General features: G+C 60.5%; 18 protein-coding genes and 1 pseudogene. 3 read left to right on the forward strand and 16 right to left on the reverse strand.

Annotated elements, in window-relative coordinates; genetic code table 11:
- Positions 1-6: 6 nt before the first annotated feature.
- The 11 genes from AEQ67_RS13130 to nac all read right to left on the reverse strand — a co-directional run bounded on the left by AEQ67_RS13130 (position 7) and on the right by nac (position 9,059).
- On the reverse strand, positions 7-735 hold the full coding sequence (locus tag AEQ67_RS13130; RefSeq protein ID WP_172834900.1) for an amino acid ABC transporter ATP-binding protein: 729 nt from the start codon (positions 733-735) through the stop codon (positions 7-9).
- A gap of 23 nt (positions 736-758) precedes the next feature.
- The gene (locus AEQ67_RS13135) at positions 759-1,502 is read right to left on the reverse strand and encodes an amino acid ABC transporter permease (RefSeq protein WP_059404714.1); all 744 of its coding nucleotides are present in this window, start codon (positions 1,500-1,502) and stop codon (positions 759-761) included.
- A gap of 6 nt (positions 1,503-1,508) precedes the next feature.
- Positions 1,509-2,210, reverse strand: a complete 702-nt coding sequence (locus AEQ67_RS13140; RefSeq protein WP_018609115.1) for an amino acid ABC transporter permease — start codon at positions 2,208-2,210, stop codon at positions 1,509-1,511.
- A gap of 119 nt (positions 2,211-2,329) precedes the next feature.
- On the reverse strand, positions 2,330-3,082 hold the full coding sequence (locus tag AEQ67_RS13145; RefSeq protein ID WP_059404285.1) for an SDR family oxidoreductase: 753 nt from the start codon (positions 3,080-3,082) through the stop codon (positions 2,330-2,332).
- A 131-nt stretch (positions 3,083-3,213) separates the two neighbouring features.
- Complete coding sequence (locus AEQ67_RS13150; protein ID WP_059404286.1) at positions 3,214-3,981, reverse strand: LamB/YcsF family protein; 768 nt, start codon at positions 3,979-3,981, stop codon at positions 3,214-3,216.
- A gap of 195 nt (positions 3,982-4,176) precedes the next feature.
- The gene (locus AEQ67_RS13155) at positions 4,177-4,578 is read right to left on the reverse strand and encodes a biotin/lipoyl-containing protein (protein WP_059404287.1); all 402 of its coding nucleotides are present in this window, start codon (positions 4,576-4,578) and stop codon (positions 4,177-4,179) included.
- A 12-nt stretch (positions 4,579-4,590) separates the two neighbouring features.
- Positions 4,591-5,562, reverse strand: coding sequence for a biotin-dependent carboxyltransferase family protein (locus AEQ67_RS13160; protein WP_059404288.1), 972 nt, complete (start codon positions 5,560-5,562; stop codon positions 4,591-4,593).
- Positions 5,559-6,230, reverse strand: a complete 672-nt coding sequence (gene pxpB / locus AEQ67_RS13165; RefSeq protein WP_059404289.1) for a 5-oxoprolinase subunit PxpB — start codon at positions 6,228-6,230, stop codon at positions 5,559-5,561. The genes AEQ67_RS13160 and pxpB overlap by 4 nt, the downstream gene beginning before the upstream one ends.
- Positions 6,227-7,579 carry an acetyl-CoA carboxylase biotin carboxylase subunit gene (gene accC, locus AEQ67_RS13170; RefSeq protein WP_059404290.1) on the reverse strand — a complete coding sequence of 451 codons (1,353 nt, stop codon included), beginning with the start codon at positions 7,577-7,579 and terminating at the stop codon, positions 6,227-6,229. Before accC ends, pxpB begins: the two co-directional genes overlap by 4 nt.
- 31 nt (positions 7,580-7,610) lie before the next feature.
- Positions 7,611-8,039 (reverse strand): acetyl-CoA carboxylase biotin carboxyl carrier protein, encoded by a 429-nt coding sequence (locus tag AEQ67_RS13175; protein WP_059404291.1) that lies wholly within the window; start codon positions 8,037-8,039, stop codon positions 7,611-7,613.
- 114 nt (positions 8,040-8,153) lie between these two features.
- On the reverse strand, positions 8,154-9,059 hold the full coding sequence (nac, locus tag AEQ67_RS13180) for a nitrogen assimilation transcriptional regulator NAC (protein ID WP_059404292.1): 906 nt from the start codon (positions 9,057-9,059) through the stop codon (positions 8,154-8,156).
- 380 nt (positions 9,060-9,439) lie between these two features.
- Between nac and AEQ67_RS13185 the strand changes: the two genes are divergently transcribed.
- The 3 genes from AEQ67_RS13185 to AEQ67_RS13195 all read left to right on the forward strand — a co-directional run bounded on the left by AEQ67_RS13185 (position 9,440) and on the right by AEQ67_RS13195 (position 13,596).
- Complete coding sequence (locus AEQ67_RS13185) at positions 9,440-10,648, forward strand: aspartate transaminase (protein WP_059404293.1); 1,209 nt, start codon at positions 9,440-9,442, stop codon at positions 10,646-10,648.
- A gap of 9 nt (positions 10,649-10,657) precedes the next feature.
- Entirely contained in the window at positions 10,658-12,202 is a 1,545-nt protein-coding gene (locus AEQ67_RS13190; protein WP_059404294.1) for an MFS transporter, read from the forward strand.
- Positions 12,203-12,264: 62 nt separating this feature from the next.
- A complete protein-coding gene (locus tag AEQ67_RS13195) occupies positions 12,265-13,596 on the forward strand; it encodes an OprD family porin (RefSeq protein WP_059404295.1) in 1,332 nt (443 codons plus the stop codon).
- A 177-nt stretch (positions 13,597-13,773) separates the two neighbouring features.
- Here the strand turns inward: AEQ67_RS13195 and AEQ67_RS13200 are convergent, their stop codons facing one another.
- From AEQ67_RS13200 to AEQ67_RS13220, 5 genes and pseudogenes are all read right to left on the reverse strand, one after another.
- Positions 13,774-14,619 carry an amidohydrolase family protein gene (locus tag AEQ67_RS13200; RefSeq protein ID WP_059404715.1) on the reverse strand — a complete coding sequence of 282 codons (846 nt, stop codon included), beginning with the start codon at positions 14,617-14,619 and terminating at the stop codon, positions 13,774-13,776.
- Between the two features lie 28 nt (positions 14,620-14,647).
- Positions 14,648-15,937 (reverse strand): MFS transporter, encoded by a 1,290-nt coding sequence (locus tag AEQ67_RS13205; protein WP_059404296.1) that lies wholly within the window; start codon positions 15,935-15,937, stop codon positions 14,648-14,650.
- Between the two features lie 136 nt (positions 15,938-16,073).
- Positions 16,074-16,805, reverse strand: coding sequence for a GntR family transcriptional regulator (locus AEQ67_RS13210; protein ID WP_059404297.1), 732 nt, complete (start codon positions 16,803-16,805; stop codon positions 16,074-16,076).
- A gap of 123 nt (positions 16,806-16,928) precedes the next feature.
- Positions 16,929-17,366: pseudogene (locus tag AEQ67_RS13215) on the reverse strand (LysR substrate-binding domain-containing protein); the annotation flags it as partial.
- 116 nt (positions 17,367-17,482) lie between these two features.
- Positions 17,483-18,802 carry an MFS transporter gene (locus AEQ67_RS13220; RefSeq protein WP_059404299.1) on the reverse strand — a complete coding sequence of 440 codons (1,320 nt, stop codon included), beginning with the start codon at positions 18,800-18,802 and terminating at the stop codon, positions 17,483-17,485.
- Positions 18,803-18,817 lie beyond the last annotated feature (15 nt).

An 18,817-nucleotide genomic window follows, 5' to 3' on the forward strand; every position in this document is an offset into this window, starting at 1 on the left:
TGCGGCTCAATGAGCCCGCAGATCGGCGATAAAGCGTTGTGCTCGCGGGTGCGCGGGCTGATTGAAGAAGCTTTCGGGCGTGCTCTTTTCCAGAATCTGACCCGCGTCCATAAACCAGATGGTGTCGGCGACTTCACGGGCGAAGTTCATCTCGTGGGTCACGCACATCATGGTCATGCCCTCCTTGGCCAAGCCTTTCATCACACTCAGCACTTCACCGACCATTTCCGGGTCAAGGGCACTGGTGGGTTCATCGAACAACATCACTGGCGGCTCCATCGCCAGCGCCCGGGCGATCGCTACCCGTTGCTGCTGACCGCCGGACAACTGCGCCGGATAGGCCCCGGCCTTGTGGGCCAGGCCAACCCGATCCAGCAATTGCATGGCCTGCTGCTTGGCAGCCGAGCCTTTCAGGTTGCGGATTTTGCTGGGCGCCAGGGTGATGTTTTCCAGCACCGACAGGTGCGGAAACAGATTGAAGCTCTGGAACACGAACCCCACCCGGCTGCGCAGTCGGTTGATGTGCGCATCGGTGCCGTGCACGTCCTGGCCGTCAAACAGGATCTGGCCTTCTTGAATGTCTTCCAGGCGATTGACCGTGCGGATCAACGTCGACTTGCCAGACCCTGACGGGCCGCACAACACCACCACTTCGCCGGGTTTCACCTCGGCGGTGATGTCGGTCAATGCGTGGTACTCGCCGTACCATTTGTTGATGTTCGAAAACATGATCATTGGATGCATGAACGCAACCCTCTTCAATTATCGATGGCCAGCAAGGGGTCGGCAGCCACGGCCGGACCGCCGTTGCCCAGACGCTTGCGAGCGATACGGCGCTCCACCCAGCCGGCCAGATGGGTCAGGCCAAAACAGAGCAGGTAGTAGATGATCGCCAGGATAAAAAACACCTGAAACGGCTTGGTCAGCAGCTGGTTATTGACCTGGTTGGCAGCGAAGGTCACTTCCTGGACGTTAATCACATAGCCCAGCGAGGTTTCCTTGATGATCGAGATGAACTGGCTGATCAGGCTGGGCAGCGCGTTGTAGAGTGCTTGCGGCAAGATCACCCAGATCGTCGTGCGCAGGTAACCGAGGCCCAGTGCGCGGGACGCTTCGTACTGACCCGGCGGTAACGCCTGGATACCGCCGCGAATGATTTCGCACAGGTAAGCGCTCTGGTAGATCACCAACGTGCAGAGCATGGTGACGAACCCGGTGATGTTGTGACCGATCAGCAACGGCACCAGGAAGTAGGTCCAGAAAATCACCATCAGCAGCGGAATACCCCGCAGCACATAGACCCACACCGTGGCTGCCCACCGCAGGCCCTTCCACGGCGAAACCCGCGCCAGCGCCAGCAGCAAACCAAACGGGAATGCCAGCAACAACGCCAGTGCCGCCAGAATCAAGGTGCTGGCCAAGCCGCCCAGCGGGCCGTGCGGGTACTGGCCGATCAGAAACAGGGTCCAGTTTTGTTGCAGTATCGAAACAAGATCGAACATGCTCATTTACCTCGCCAGCGCTTTGTTGAAGCGCCGCGCCAACAACGCGCCGAGCCCCATCAACAGCAATGAAAAGACCAGGTAGAACACCGTGGCGACCAGGTAGGACTCGAACGTGCGGAAGGTGTAGTTCTCGACTTCGCGGGTGGCGTAAGTCAGCTCGACCACACCGATGGCCATGGCCAGGCTGGTGTTCTTGAACAACAGCACCGTGTGGTTGATCAGCGATGGCAGGCAATTACGCACGCCCTGCGGCAGGATCACGTAACGCATCGAGCGCACATACCCCAGCCCCAGTGCCCGGGACGCTTCAGTCTGCCCCGCCGGTATGGCGCGCAGGCCACTGCGGATGTCTTCACAGAAATACGCGGCCTGGCACAGTCCCAAGGCAATCACCGAGAACAGGTATTCAGTGCTGTAGTTCGCCAGCCACAATTGCGTGGATTCGCTGAGCAAGGTCGGCACACCGAAGTACCAAAGCATCAATTGCACCAGCGTTGGCACATTGCGGTGATAAGACACGTAACCGGCAACCAGACGATCAGCGAGCTTGTTACCGGTCAGGCGCACGGTCACCAGCAACAGCGCGAGGGCCATCGCCAACAGCCAGGCGAACAGCGCCAACTGCAGAGTTGTTTCGATGCCCTTGACGATCAGCTCGGCATATTCGCCTTGCAGAACCGCGGCCAAATCGAAGTCATGCTTCATGGTCAATCCCTATCGGCATTGGGCTAGGGCAGGAGTAAGTCGCCCAGCGACAGGCTCGGCGTGGGTACTGCGATGACGGATCAATCCGTTCTTCTGTTGCGTGTAGTGCGAGGGAGCACTCAGCCGTGATAGTCCTGCGGGCGAGCGGTGGAAAGACCACCGGGCACTTGCAGGGTCGGGGTGATTTCCATGTGCCCGACGTTGACCGCAATCGGCGCGGCGATAGCAAACGCGATCGCGTCGGCGATGTCCTTGGCCTGGGGCAGCTCGAAACCTTCGACGAAGCGTTTGTAGGTCTCTTCGGAGTCACCGTGGACGTGAGCGAAAATGTCGGTGGCCACTCGCCCCGGACAGATCTCGGTCACCCGGACCCGCTTGCCGAAGGCATCGATGCGCAACTGCCGCGACAACATGCTCACGGCGGCTTTCGTCGCGTGGTACGTGGAGTTGCCGCCGAAGTTGTACGCCGCGGCAATCGAACTGATGTTGATGATATGGCCGCAGTCACGCTCGACCATCCCCGGCAATGCCAGACGCGCCAGGTGCAGGACCGCCCGCAGGTTGACGTCGATCAGCAAGTCGATGCCTTCGGCGTCCGCCTTGAGAATCGAACCCGGTTTATCGACCCCGGCGTTGTTTACCAGAATGTCGAACTGCTGGGTTGCAAACAGGCGGGTCAACCCGGCCAGGTCGGTGACGTCGATGGCGTGTGCGATGCAACCGGTTTTCGCCGCCAGTTCTTCGAGCTTGTCAGCGCTGCGGGCCAAGGCATGCACCTGCACGCCTTCCTGACACAGGCGTTCGACGACGGCGGCGCCAATCCCGGAAGAGGCGCCGGTCACCAGCGCGGTTTTGTAATCTGAAAATGGCATGAAGTTGTCCTCGTATTACGTGTGCGGATCACTCGGTGATCGCGATGACTTCGACTCTATCCAGCCCTGAAGCCGTGGACCAAGACGGAATGACTGTGTGGCAATAAGCCCTGCTTATGACCGTGCAACCGTTACGCCAACAGTTGCGAAATCGGTGTGATAGAACCGCCGGCCAGCTCGATTTCTCGACGGAGGGTGCGGGCCAGTTCCACCGCGCCAGGCGTATCGCCATGCAACAGGATCGAATGCGCCGGGACCGCGATGCGCTTGCCGTTGAGAGTGGTCACGGTGCCCTCCTCCAACAACTGTCGAACCCGTTGCAACACGGCCGCCGGCTCCTTGATCACCGAGCCCGGCACCTTGCGCGGCACCAGCAGGCAGTCGTCGTCGTAGGCGCGATCGGCCAGAAACGTGGTGGCGACTCGCAAGCCACATTTGTCCGCGGCGTTTTCGATGGCTCGACTGCTCGATGAGCTGATAATCAGCGTCGGGTCAAACGCCGCCACCGCACACACCAAGGGCTCTGCCAGTGCCGCGTCGGCTGCGACCATGTTGCCCAGCGCCCCGTGAAAACTCATGTGCGTCATGCGGTGGCCATTGACCGCCGCCATCCCGGCCAGCGCGCCGAGCTGATACACCACGTAGGTCGCCAGTTCCTTGAGCTCGATGTTCATCTGTCGCCGGCCAAAGCCCATTAAATCGGGGAAGCCGACATGGGCGCCCAGGTCGATGCCGCCGGCCTTGGCCAGGCGCACGGTGTTGTCCATGATCAGCGGGTCGCCGGCATGGAAACCGCACGCCACGTTGGCCGATGAGATCAGGCTCATCAACGCCTCGTCTTCACCCATGCGCCAGGGCCCGAAGCCCTCGCCCAGATCAGCGTTCAAATCGATTTTCATCACCTATCCCCTGTTCTAAACCCGTAGCAGCTGTCGAGCCTGCGAGCCTGCGAGGCTGCGTTCGGCCGCGAAGCGGTCGCAAAACCGGCAACCGCGTTCTTTCAGCGACATTGGCGTTCGCTGGACTACGACCGTTTCGCGGCCGAACGCAGGCTCGACAGCTGCTACGGTTGTCTTGGTTGTCTGTGCTGTGCTTCAGGCCGTCAGGCGCATGAACGCCTCGCCGTAGCCGACGGTCGTGCCACAGGGTGTCAACACGGCCGCCACCCTTGCGGCCTTCTGGCTGCGGACCGGAAACAGCAGATCACCGACTTGCAGCAACGCGACCAGTTGCCCTGGCTCCACCCGACTGCCGACCGATACCAGCACCTCGCTCTGTTGCGGGTGCGTCAGCAGCAACCGGCCCAGGTCTGGGGTCTTCAACAGCGGTTCATCGGGCGCCTTCAACGGTTCTGGCGCCATGATCTGAACCGGTGCCGCGACCTCGTCGACACAACGCTTGAGCACCAGATGCAGCCCCGGACGACGGATTTCCGCACCAGCCAGGTGAGTCTCCTTGAGCCACACCGCCAACTGGCGGATTTGTTGATTTGTCATGTCTGAATGTCCTTAGCGCGAGGCCAGCCCGTGAAGGTCAACCAAGCGGCTGACCTCCGCGAGATAGCGCGAATTGTCTTCCAGGGCTGCGACTGCATCGCTGTAGCTGCACTCGATAAACCGTACCTTGCTGCCAATCGGCGCCTGGCCCAGACGCCACAGGTCAGCCTCAATCACCGTGCCGAATTTCGGATAACCGCCACTGGGTTGCGCATCGCGCATCTGAATGATCGGCTGGCCACCGTGGGGCACTTGAATCACGCCGGGGACAATGCCGTGGGAACGGATTTCCATCGGTGCCTTGGGCAAGATCGGCGTGCCTTCGAGCCGGTAACCGTAGCGGTTGCTCTGGGTCGTAACCTTCCACTCGCCAGCCCAGAACGCCGCACGGGATTCGTCCAGAAAACACTCGTATTCCGCCGCCGGGAGTACGCGCATTGCCGGCAATCCATCGAGCTGCAACGCCAACGCCTGACTCGGGGACACGACACCGAAATCCGTAGGCAGTGCACTCATGCCTGGACGCAGCGCCGATACCCGGTCGCCCTGCTGCAACGCCCTCCCCTGCCAACCACCGAACTCACCGCGTAACTGAGTGCTGCGTGAGCCCAGCACCTGGGGCACGTCAACACCACCGGCCAGACACAAGTAGACGCGGCTGCCGGAAGTCGGAAAGCCCAGGCTAAGCACCTGACCTTCCCTCGCTTGCGTCACCCAGGACGGCGGCAATGGCTGACCGTCGAGGGTGGCTTCGCAAGCCGCGCCGGTTACCGCGAAGGCGCAGTCCTGAATAAACCGGACTTCGAACGGGAACAGCGGTATTTCGATGGCCGCCGCGTCCTCGGGATTACCCAGCAGCAGGTTGCCCAACGCCAACGCCAAATGGTCCATCGCGCCGGAAGTTCCCACCCCGAAACCGAGGCTGCCGAAGCGGCCGAAGTCCTGCACGGTGGCCAGGGCGGTGGTCGATAAAATCTCGATCATCGAATGATCCTCTCGATGCGCAAGCGCAACATATCGCCCGGCCGCAGCATGGCCGGAGGGTTTTGGGTCGGGTCGAAAACCGACATTCCCGTGCGGCCGATGGTGTTCCGGCCGCTGGGCCCGGCCGATGCGGAACCACCGGTCTGCACCCCGCCGATCGACGCTGAGCCGGCCGCAATGCTGATCACCGGCACTTGGCGCCGAGGTGTGGCCAGGCGCGAATCCATGCCGCCGAGGTAGCAGTAACCCGGATGGCTGCCCAAGGCGTACACCGGGTACAACGGCTCGCAATGCAGGTTGGCGAGGGTCTCGATGTCCAGCCCGGTGTGCGCCACCACATCATTGATGTGCGGACCGAACTCGCCGCCGTAGACCACCGGCAATTCAACAATCCGACCTTCAAGTGGCAATGGCTGACTGGCTTCCCACGCCTCAAGCAAGCGCTCGCACAGCCCATTGAGATCACGCGGCGGCGTGATGAACGTCAGCATCAGGTTGTTCATGCCAGGGACTGCTTCGTGGATCTCGGCCCATTCCCCCGCCTGCAAAGCCAGGCTCCAAATGCGTTGTTGCGGTGCCAGATCGAGCTCGCCCGGCGCTTCGAATAACAACGCCGTGGACCCCAGCAGACTGATGTGCGGACGCGGCGAAACAAATGCTGTGTTCATGTCGGACTCCGTTGCTGCAACCAGCGCTCCAGGTGATGAATGTCCACGCCACCGGCACAGAATGCCGGGTCGTCGAGGATGTCGCGGTGCAAGGGGATGTTGGTCGAGATGCCTTCCACGACCAGCTCACTCAGGGCCAGGCGCATCCGCGCCATCGCCTCATCACGCGTCGCGCCGTGGGTGATGACCTTGGCCACCATCGAGTCGTAATACGGCGGCACCCGATACCCGGTGGTGACGTGGGAATCGACCCGCACACCAAAGCCACCGGGAACTTCCCAGCGCTGGATCAGCCCCGGCGTCGGCAGGAACGTGATCGGGTCTTCGGCGTTGATCCGGCATTCCAGCGAGTGGCCGTTGAGTTGCACGTCCTGTTGACGCAGCTCCAGCACTTCGCCGCGAGCCATGCGCAGTTGCTGCTGAACGATATCGATGCCGGTGGTCATCTCGGTCACCGGGTGCTCGACTTGCAGCCGGGTGTTCATCTCGATGAAGAAGAACTCGCCGTCCTCGTACAGAAATTCGAAAGTGCCGACACCGCGATAGCCGATCTGCCGGCACGCGGCGGCACAGCGTTCGCCGACCTTGGCGATCAGCTCGGGATCAATGCCGGGGGCTGGCGCTTCTTCCAGGACTTTCTGGTGCCGACGTTGCAACGAACAATCGCGGCAGCCGAGCCAGATCGCGTGGCCATGGGCATCGCACAACACCTGGATTTCGACATGCCGTGGATGGCCGAGAAACTTCTCGATGTAGAGTTGCGGATTACCGAAAGCCAGCCGCGCCTCTTCACGGGTCAGCGCGATGGCATCGAGCAACTCGACCTCTTCTTTCACCACGCGCATGCCACGACCACCGCCACCGCCGGCGGCTTTGACGATCACCGGGTAACCGATTTCACGGGCAATGGCGAGGATGCTGGCGTCGTCGGTGGGCATCACCGAGTCCGGCCCCGGCACGCACGGAACTCCGGCTTCGCGCATCGCACGCTTGGCGGCCACCTTGTCGCCCATGGTGCGAATGCATTCGGCGCTCGGTCCGATAAAGGTCAGGCCGGCGGCTTCGATGCGCTCGGCAAATCCGGCGTTCTCCGAGAGAAAACCATAACCCGGATGGATCGCCTGCGCGCCGCTGACCTTGGCCGCAAACAGCAACGCTGCCTGGTTCAGATAGCTCTGGCCGGGCGACGCCGGCCCGATGCACAGGGCCTGGTCGGCGCTTTGTACATAGTGTGCGTGGCGATCGGCCTCGGAGTGCACGACCACGGTTTGTATCCCCAGGCCGCGGCAGGCACGCTGAATGCGCAGGGCGATTTCGCCACGGTTGGCGATCAGCACTTTGTCGAACATTGAATTCACCTGAAAGAGATTGGGCGTGAGATCAGCCGAGGCGGAACAGCGACTGGCCGGCTTCGACTTCGGCGCCACTGCGGGCAAGAATCGCGGTGACCTGACCGGCGATTTTGGCCTTGACCGGGTGGAACATTTTCATCGCTTCGAGGACCGCCAGGGTTTGCCCTGCCTCGACCTGATCACCGACCGCGACAAACGGTGCTTCGCCTGCGGCGGGCGTCAGATGCAGCACGCCGTAAAGGCTGGCCTTGATCTCGGTAGCGGCCATCGCCAGGGTGCCTGACGTAGGCAAATCGGCGGCCGGTGTCGGCGAAGGCTCAGCCATCGACTCGGTCGTCACAACCTTCCTCGCCTGCTTGAAAAGACGAATCGTACTGTCGCCTTCGGTCAGGCTCAGTTCGAGCAGATCAGATTCGGCGAGCAAATCGATCAACCCCTTGATGCGTTCTGAATCCATGCGTGGGCCCCTGCCTGTCGAGCTGTCTTAAGTGGATGGGGTCAATGTAGCGATGCCGTACAGCGACGACCAAGACGCTTTGGCTTTGGGGTGATAAGCCGTCCTTATGACCGTTCAGATCAGGCTGCCGCGCATCTCGGCGACCAGTTCCAGCAGGATTGCCTTGACCGCTTGGGCCGGCACCGACAACGGCAGGTGACCGGATAGACACAGCGCCAGCGGCGCCTCGATTTCAGGTTCGACAATTCGGCACATGTGTACGGACGTGGCGGCGACCATCACCCGCGCCGAGGATTCGGGCAGGATCGTCGAGCCAAAGTGCTCGGCGACGGCAGCGGTCAGGGTGATCGATGATTCGATTTCCGCCACCACCCGCGCGCTCATGCCAATGCGCTGGAAGGCTTCATCCGCCAGTCGCCGCATGACGTTGTAGGGACGCGGCAGAAGCATGTCCATGTCGGCGAGTTCGGCCAGGGGAATCTCGTCCAGCGCGCTGACCGCCGGATCGGCGCTCACCAGGTAAAGGTGCTCGCGCAGCAGCGACACGAAGCTCAAGCCATGCACTTCGCGCCCTCCATACAGCACAGCCATGTCCATCCGGCCGTTCATGATCAACTCGCTCAACGTGGTGCCGAAGTTTTCATTGAGGTACAGCAAAATGCCCGGATGGCGCTCGCGCACCCGGCGCAACAGTGGCAAGGACAGCGTCGATGCGGCGGTGCCCGGCGCCAGGCCGACCGACACCTGCCCGGACAAGGCATGCCCCGTGGCATTGATGTCGCTTTGAGCCTGCTCGCACTGCCGCAAAATGATCTGCGCATGACCGTAGAGCACCTTCCCGGCCTCAGTCGGGGTGACCCCGCGCTTGGTCCGAATCAGCAACTGCTGTTGCAACTCGGCTTCCAGCGTGGCCAGTTGCTGACTCAGTGCCGGTTGCGCGACATGCAGCACATCGGCGGCCTGGGTCATGCTGCCGATATCGACGAGTTTCACGAAATACTTCAAACGACGCAGGTTCACGGTGGCGGTGCTCTTGCTTGAAAAAGGAAGACAGCCCACAGGCTGTAGCAAGAGCCAGGCCAGCCCCTGTAGGAGCGAGGCTTGACCGCGAAGAACGATGACGCGTAATCCCTGAAAGACCGTGGTGCATTCTTCGCGGGCGAGCCTCGCTCCTACAGGTTTTGTGTCTTGGCTATAAGGCTTTGCTATGGCTGGAGCGCGGCGGCCTTGATCAACACCCGCCGCAGGCAAGCAGGCCTTGGCGCACCATTTTGGTGCTAGCACTGTCCGGTTCCAGCCATAAGCGATTCCTATCCGACCAGAACGATCTCGTCTTATGGCGGTGCGGGCAGCGACTCGTACTGTAGGGCCTCGTCAACGCCATCAACGAGGAACGACACGTGACCGCCTCCCGCATCGCCGCCCGTGTGCAACGCATCAAGCCGTCCCCCAGCAGTGCCGCTTCTGACCGTGCGAACGAACTTCGCCGGCAAGGCCAGTCCATCATTAATCTGGTGGTCGGCGAGCCAGACTTCGACACCCCGGTGCATATACGGCAAGCCGCCAGCGCCGCTATAGAACGCGGCGAAACCCGCTACACGCAAAATGCCGGCACCCCGGCGTTGCGCCAGGCAATCGTCGACAAGCTGGCACGGGAAAACGGCCTGACTTACGCGGCGAATCAGATCCTGGTCACCAGCGGCGCGAAGAGTGCGATTTTCAATGCCTTCGCCGCCACCCTCGGCGCGGGCGATGAAGTGCTGATTCCAGCGCCGTACTGGGTGTCGTACCCGGACATGGTGCTGGCCTGCGAAGGCGAACCGGTCACCCTCGCCTGCCCGGAAGAAAACGCCTTCAAGCTGACGCCGGAGCAACTGCGCGGCGCGATCACCGAACGCACTCGCTGGTTGCTGCTCAATTCGCCGAGCAACCCGACCGGCGCCAGCTACAGCGCTGCCGAACTGCGGGCCCTGGCCGATGTGCCGCTCGACTATCCGCAGGTGTTGCTGATGACCGACGACATCTACGAACACATCCGCTATGAAGGCCTGGAAAACCCGCACATTCTCGCCATCGAACCGGCGCTGACCGAGCGAACCGTGGTGGTCAACGGTGTGTCCAAAACCTACGCCATGACCGGTTGGCGAATCGGCTACGCGGCCGGCCCGGCTGATTTGATCGGCGCCATGGCAACCCTGCAATCGCAATCGACCAGCAACGCTTGCCCGGTCAGCCAGGCCGCCGCGGTCGAAGCGCTCAACGGTGACCAGACTTTCGTCAAGGACAGCGTGGCGGTTTACCAGCAACGTCGGGATCGCTGCCTGGCACTGCTCAACGCCATCGAAGGGCTGAGTTGCCGCAAACCCGATGGCGCGTTTTATCTCTATGTGAACTGCTCGGGGCTGTTGGGCAAATCGACCCCTCAAGGCAAACGCCTGGACACCGATTACGACGTGGTCATGTACCTGTTGGAAAGCCAGGGCGTGGCTGTGGTGGCGGGTAGCGCCTATGGGCTGGCGCCGTTCTTCCGGATGTCGATTGCCACCGACGTCAAGACCCTCGACGAAGGGTGTTCGCGGATTGCCGCTGCCGTTTCGGCGCTGGGCTGAGGACCGACAATGACCGCAGCCACCCATCCTCCGTTGAGCTTCAGGCAAGCCTTGCTGGCAATGCTTGGCATCTCGCTGGTGCTGATGCTTTCGGCGCTCGATCAGACCGTGATCGGCAATGCCTTGCCGAGCATCGTCGCCGAGCTCAAGGGTTTTGAGCTCTACGCCTGGGTGGCCACGGGGTACATGCTGGCGTCGATTGTGACGATTCCGATCTTCGGCCGACTGGGCGATTACTACGGCCGTAAGCCGTTCGTAATTGCGGCCACGCTGATATTCACGTTGGCGTCGCTGGCCTGCGCCGTGGCCAACGACATGCTGTGGCTGGTGATCGGCCGCGCCTTGCAGGGTGTCGGCGGCGGCATGCTGATCGGCACCGCGTTCGCCTGCATCCCGGAACTGTTTCCCGACACCCGCCAACGCCTGCGCTGGCAGATGTTGCTCAGTGCCTTGTTCAGCGTGGTCAACGCCATCGGGCCTGGGCTGGGCGGCTATCTGACCGGGGCCTACGGTTGGCGTTCGGTGTTTTACATCAATCTGCCGCTGGGTTGCCTGGCATTGTTTTTTGCCTGGCGCTTTCTGCCTTATTACCGCCCGCAGCAACGGGCAAAAATCAGCCTGGATTGGCCGGGCGCGCTGCTGATTGCCCTGGCACTGGGCAGCCTGCAATTGTTCGTCGAATGGCTGGGGCATTCCAGCATGATGTTGAGTGCGGCGCTGGGTCTGAGCTGCGTCACGGCGTCCATTGCGCTGTGGTTTTGGGAACGGCGTTGCAAGAACGCCCTGCTGCCTTGCGCATTGCTCGGAATGCCGAGCATGCGCCTGCTGTTTCTGCTGTCGATGGCCGCCGGGGCGATCATGTTTTCGCTGCTGTTCTACCTGCCGCTGTTGCTGCAAGGCAGCTATGGCTACTCGCCGCAGGATGCCGGTTTGTTGATTACGCCATTGGCGTTGAGCATCACCCTGGGCGCCATCGTCAACAGCCGTATCGTCACCCGCTTGCGCAATCCAAACCTGTTGCCGCTGTGTGGTTTTGTCGCGCTGCTGCTGGCTTGCCTCGGGCTGGCTATCGCCGGACGCAGTGCTTCGTTCAATGCCCTACTCGGTTTGATCCTGCTGGCGGGGCTCGGCCTGGGCTTCATCCTGCTGAACCTGACGGTCTTCACCCAGACCCTGGCCGAGCGTCAGTTCCTCGGCATCGCCACTGCGCTGACCCAATCGCTGCGCCTGGTCGGAGGTTTGCTGGGAACGGCTGGAATGGGTGTGCTGGTCAACCTGCTGTACAGCGCGAACCTGCAACGACTTTTTATCGCCCAAGCGCACCTCGACGGATTGGCCTTGTACGCCGACCCGCAGGTACTTTTGCGCCCCGACGCCGCGCTGCTCGAACACCCGCAATGGCTGAACCTGGCCCGTGATGCCCTGGCCCATTCCGTGGGCGTCGGCCTGTTGCTCTGCGCCGGCCTCGGCGTATTGGCGCTGTTCATTCTGCACCGCTTGCCGCCCGTGAGACTGAACGTCTTGCCGGTCACCGTTGCTCCTGAAAAACAATAAAAACATTACTGCCGCTTTTGACTGCCTCTCACAACATTCGACAACTCATGGGGATGACTCCGATGGAGCTTTTCAATCGCGCACCTAAAGTAATGGCCGGCATTTGCGGCCTGATCATCGCTCAACAGGGTTATGCCGCAGGCCTGGTAGAAGACAGCAAGCTCAGCGTGCTGGCCCGCAATTTTTTCAGTAATGCCGACAACCGCAGCGGCGCGGCCGATCCCAACTACACCCAGGAATGGGGCCAGGGTTTCATCGCCAACTTTCAGTCCGGCTACACCCAGGGTACGGTCGGTTTCGGTGTGGACGCCATTGGTATGTACGGTATTCGGCTGGACTCCGGCAAGGGCCGGCATTACAACCCGCAGAGCACGGCTTTCAACGGCAACATCTTCCCGACCGACAGCGACGGCCGTGCGGTGGACGAGTTCGGCAGCCTGGGGCTGACCGCCAAGGCGAAGTTCGCCAACACCGAACTGAAATACGGCACCCTGGTGCCGATGTTGCCGGTAGTGATGTCCACCGACCGCATGCTGCAACAGACTTTCAATGGCGGGCAGATTCAGTCCAAAGACCTGGAGAACTTCACCTTCACCCTGGGCCAGCTGGAACATGTCAAAGGTCGCGGTTCAAGCAACCAGATGGGCATGTCCATTCCCGGGGCAAACAATCCGCAGACCGGTGAGTTCGTCAACAAATTCTATTACGGCGGTGTGGACTACAAGCCGACCAAAGACCTGACCTTGCAGTACTACTACGGCAACTTGCAGGATTTCTATAAACAGAACTTCCTCGGTCTCAAATACGATTGGCAGGTCGGCCCTGGCATCCTGCGTACCGACTTGCGCCACTTCGACAATCGCTCCGACGGCGCCAACGGCCATGATCCGGATTTCTTCACCTTCGGCTACTACGGCAACGGCGTGACCAAAGGCAAGGTCGATAGCCGCCTGAGCAGTGCGCAATTCACCTACCTGCTAAACGGCCACACCTTCGCCGCCGGCCTGCAACAAGTCAGTGGCGACAGTGATGCGGTCTGGTTGAACCAGGGTGACGGTTCGACGGCTTATTTCATGACCGAGTCGATGATCGGCAAGTTCCAGCGCGCCGGGGAAACCACCTGGCAAGTACGCTACGGCTATGACTTTGCGAGGGTTGGAGTGCCAGGCTTGAGTTTCATGGGCATGTACGAAAGCGGCTCGAATATCCACACCCCCACTGGCGACAAAAGTGAGTGGGAGCGCAACCTGACCGTGAGCTATGTCATACAGGAAGGTCCGCTGAAGGACTTGAGCATCGCCTTGCGTCACGCCTCACTGCGCACCGAAGTGTCCACGCAACGGGACAGCGACGAGCACCGAGTGATCATCAGTTACCCGCTGAACATTCTGTAAAGGCTGGGAGCACTGGATGATGCGCATCTTCGTCCAGCAGACTCTTGATAGACGGCAGGAAGTAAAAACGCAGGCAAATAAAAAGGGGGCGCGAGATTAAATCTCGCGACCCCTTTTTATTTGCCTGCGTTTTTACACCTGAACCCGAAGCACCTTACTTCCCGAAAGTCTCGAGGACTACGGCCGTGCTTCCTCAAACCCGAATAACATTCGAGGCGAGTCCACTAGCAGCGCACGCATAAGCGCCGTCGAGCATTGCAGTGCTTCCAGTTGATCGATCACCGTACCGAAACCGACGTTTTCTTCATGTTGCGTATGCGGCCAGTCGCTGCCCCACACCAAACGGCGAATGCCGAAGCTCTGCTCCAGCAGTGGCAATGCCATCCGAGCGAATTCCAGGTTCTGTTGCGGCGTACCTGCCAGACGATAGATACCGGAAACCTTCATCCAGATCTGCCCGGTCAGTCCCAGTTCCAGCATCTCGGGAAAGCCTGGTTGATCGAGGCTCAAACGCGCATCCGGACGACCGAGGTGATCGATGACGAGCTTGATGTCGAACGGGATCAGTTGACGAATCAGCGCCGGCAAATCCTCGACGTGACGATGCAGCTCGACATGCCAGTCCAGTTCAGCGATATGGCCGAAGAAGTCTTTCCAGGCAGCGTCGCGAAAGTCAGGCAAGGCTTTGCCCATCAGGTTCAAGCGAACGCCGACCACACCCAGTCGCGCCATGTCGTTCAACATGACGCGGCTGACGTCTCGCTCCAGCACCACAACCCCTCGCAACTGCTCCGGTGCCTGCCGCAGTGCCGCCAACAGGTAGCTGTTGTCGGTGCCGAGAAAGCTCGGCTGCACCAACACGCCATGACTCAGGCCGTGGGTTTGCAGGTGCTTGAGGTAATGCTCAAGCGTGGCGTCGTAGCCAGGGGTATAGCGCCGAGCAGCGGCCAGGTTCAGCCCGCTGCTGAACACATGAGCATGGGAGGCGATGCCGGTGATCGGCACAAAACTGGTATCAGACATGAGTTTCATCTATCTAAGGTAATGATCATCAGGCCCGGGCGCTCTCGTTGCCGTTGAGAGTGGCTTGCACCGATGCATTCGAGGCTTCGAGGCTACGTCCACGGGTTTCCGGCAGGCAAAGTGCCGCGATCACCGCCACGCCATAGGCAATCCCGGCGTCGATGCCAATCGCCGAACCCAGGGACATGGAGTCGCTCATGTGACCGACCAGGAACGGGAACACCGCAGAGAGCACCCGGCCAAAGTTGTAGCAGAAACCGACACCGGCGCCGCGCACGTCCGCCGGGTACAGCTCGTTGAACAGCGCCCCGAGGCTCGCCGGAATGCCGGCCGCGAAGAAGCCGAGCGGGAACCCCAGGAACAGCATCTGGGTATTGGTCAGCGGCAGGAACACATAGCACTGCACGGTGACGACACAGCACAGCGCGAAGAGCACGATGTTTTTGCGACGGCCAATACGATCGATCAGAAAACCGCTTACCACGCAGCCGCACCAGAAAGCAAAGATGATGACCGCCAGGTATCCGCCAGAGTTCAGCACGGACAGGTTGCGCTCAGTCTTGAGGAATGTCGGCAGCCACGTCATCACCGCGTGGTATCCACCGTGCGCACCCAGACCCAACAGACCGCCGAACAGCGTCACGCGGATCAGCTCGGGACGGAAGATGCCAGACAAGGATTTGAAGAAACTTTGCGGGATGGCTTTTTCTTTTTGCAGCCGCTGGAAGCTGTCGGGTTCTTCAACATTGCGACGCACCCAGATGATCAGGAAAGATGGCAGTAATCCGACCAGGAACATCACGCGCCAGGCCATGTCCTGCGGCACAAAGGAATAGATCAGCGTAAACACCCCGACGGCCAGCCCCCAACCCACGGCCCAGGCGCTTTGCACGGTGCCCATCACCTTGCCGCGATATTGAGGATTGATGGTTTCGGCCATCAGTACCGCACCGGCAGCCCACTCGCCCCCGATGCCGAAACCCTGGAGCGCCTTCACGATCAAGAGCTGGTTGAAGCCCGTCACAAACGCTGACAGAAAGGTGAAGACGGAGAACCACAAAATCATCCACTGCAGCGTGCGCACCCGACCGTACCGGTCGGACAACGTCCCCCCTACCCAGCCGCCAATGGCCGAAGTGACCAGGGTGACACCGCTGATCAGCCCCGCATCACCCTTGGTCAAGGCGAAAGCTGCGATCAACGCCGGAATCGCCAGTCCGAACATTTGTACTTCCAGTGCATCGAGCGACCATCCGCCGAAGCAGGCCCAAAACGTTTTGCGCTCCCGAGGAGTGACTTGGCGATACCAGCTGAACATGATTCTTATCCTTATAAGTGGAACGTGAGGCAGCCGAGAGCGAACCGCGCCGCTACCAGGCCAGTCATGGCAATCAAAACAACGAAACCAGCGGCGGCAGAGTCGTCGCTGAGTGATCCGCTACCCAGGCACGGAGTTAGCGAATATCCACGCTGTAGCGGAAGTGCTCGGCATGTCCGCGAGAGCGACGCCACTCCAGCGGCGTTCCGGCGTAATCGCGCGCCAGACGCTCGATCACCACCACCGGGCTGTTGATCGGGACTTGCAGCAAGCGTGCATGCACGTCACTCACCGATTCGGCGGTGAGCGTTTCTTCGGCAGAGGCGACGACCTGACCGCAGACTTCTTCATAGATTGGATAAAGCAGCGGCCCTTTGCGACTCAGGTCGATCTCCAGCAGAGGCTGAAACCGGCTGCGCGGCAGCCAGATTTCTTCGGCCAGCACCGGCTGCACATCAAGCAGACGTACTCGGACAATGCGAATAACCGGCGCGTCGACAGGCAGTCCTAAAACCTGGGCCACCGCCGACGGCGCGGCCACTGGCTCGATCGACAAGATGCGACTTTGCGGTATCTGGCGTTCGCCGGCAGCGGTTTGAAAACGGAAGAAACGGAACAGCGAAGATTGAAACTGAGGCCGGCGAACGAAAGTGCCTCGACCTTGCTGACGCTCCAGAATGCCCTCACTGACCAACGCGTCGACCGCTTTGCGCACAGTGCCGGTGGACAGTTGGTATTCCGCTGAAAGCGCGGCTTCGGTGGGAATGGCCTCCCCCGGGCGCCAGCGATTGTTGGCAATCTGTTCAGCCAAGTGGTCACGCAGGCGCTGGTAAAGTGGCAGGCGAACATCACTGGAGAGAGAATTCATCGACTTTATTCACCTTGTTATCTAGTCATCTATATGAATCTTGCGGCGAGTATTTCCCCAGACAGCTTGGCTGTCAAGAAGGGGCAACGCATCTTGCTGACGAATGGTGGGACAACGCCGGGGTCAAACCTGCGTCAGGTCGACTCTCATCGCCGTCTCGCCTACCACCTCCCGAATCTTGTCCATCAACGCCTGCGCGGCGGGTGATTGAAGCGCCCCCGCTCTGGAGATCAGGCCAATCGGCCGCGTGGTGCGGCTAAGGGAAAGCGGCAGTCGCACCAGATCACCGCTGGCCATTTCGTGTTCCAGCTGATGTGCCGAAACGGCGGCGAGCATGTCTGAACGCAGCAACACACCGCGCAAAATCGCCAGGTCGCCCGTTTCAATCACAGGGCTGGGTGCGGCGATGCCAATGTGGGCGAAGAACGCGTCCAGCAGTTGTCGCGCCGGTGAACCGGCGCGGGGCAGGATCCAGCGGGCGGCACTCAAGTCTTCATAGACTGGCGTGCGCTTCAACCAAGGGTGGTCGCGGCGTACCAGAATCACCATTTCTTCCTGCAACCTGTTAGCGATTGCGCTGGCGACACTCGACTTTCCGCATCCGGCAACGCCCATGACCACAATGGCTACTGACTAGTTGCCGGACTCGATACCATCTGTATCGTCAATCTCGTGGTTCATTTCCGTACCTTCACCCAAGCCATAAGCAGCGCCGAAGAAAGTACACCTGCCGTCATGAAAATATAGGCCGCTCCGGGGTTGCCGGTGAGGCCGATCAGATAGCCAACGATCCATGAGCCGATAAAGGCACCTAATGCCCCGCAAGCGTTGATCAAGCCAATCGCACCACCGAATACATTGGACGGAAGAATATCCGGAACTAGCGCAAAAAACGGTCCGTAGGGCGCGTACAAAGCAGCCCCGGCGATGGTCAGCAAAGCAAACGACAGCCAGAAATGGCTCGAGCCGAGCAAGTACGAGCAGAAGAACGCCAGCGCACCCAGCGCCAGAAGCGGCCAGACAAAATGTTTACGTTGCTGGGATTTATCCGACACCCAGGACACCGCGAGCATGGCGGCGACGGCAGCGACATAAGGAACAGCACTCAACCAGCCGACCGTGACAATATCTGCAGCCGCTGCCTGTTTGATGATGGTCGGTAGCCACATAATGAATCCATAGACGCCTATGCTCCACAGCGCGTGTACGCAGCAAAGCTGTATCACTACCGGGCTGGTGAATGCCTGGCGATAATTGCGAACCACCTTCATGCCTTTCTGTTCATCCGCCAGTGTCGCGGCCAACTGGTTTTTTTCCTGCTGAGTCAGCCAGTCGACCTGCTCGGGCTTGTCCCGCGCCAGACGCCACCAGACAAACGCCCACAGAACCGCTGGCGCGCCTTCGATCACAAACATCTCGCGCCAGCCCCAGGCGTGAATCAAATACCCCGAGACCACCGACATCCAGAGCACGGTGACCGGATTGCCGAGTACCAGGAACGTATTGGCGCGCGAGCGCTCTTTACGCGTGAACCAGTTACTGATGAAGATCAACATCGCAGGCATCACCGCGGCCTCGACTATCCCCAGCGACACCCTGATCACCATCAACATCGGAATATTGGTCACCAGTCCCGTGGCCATTGCGCAAAAGCCCCACAAGATCAGGCTCCAGAACACCAATTTGCGAACGCTGTATTTCTGCGCGTAGATAGCGCCCGGGACCTGGAAGAAAAAGTAACCCAGAAAGAACAATGCCCCGATCAGCGAGGACATGCTCTTGGTGATGCCCAGGTCCTGCTCGATCCCGGCGGCACTGGCGAAGCCATAGTTGGCACGGTCCAGATAGGCGAGGCTGTAGGTAATGAAAATCAGCGGAATGAGATACAGCCAGCGCTTGGGTGCAAAGCCTTCAGCCTTCGATCGTTGACGGGTGTCGTTGGTACTCTGCCCGTCAATGTCGACCAGCGGCAGTAGCTGCTCTTTGAGAATGCTCATGGGTGTCCCCTGTTG

This window comes from Pseudomonas sp. RIT-PI-q, assembly GCF_001297125.1.
Taxonomy (GTDB): domain Bacteria; phylum Pseudomonadota; class Gammaproteobacteria; order Pseudomonadales; family Pseudomonadaceae; genus Aquipseudomonas.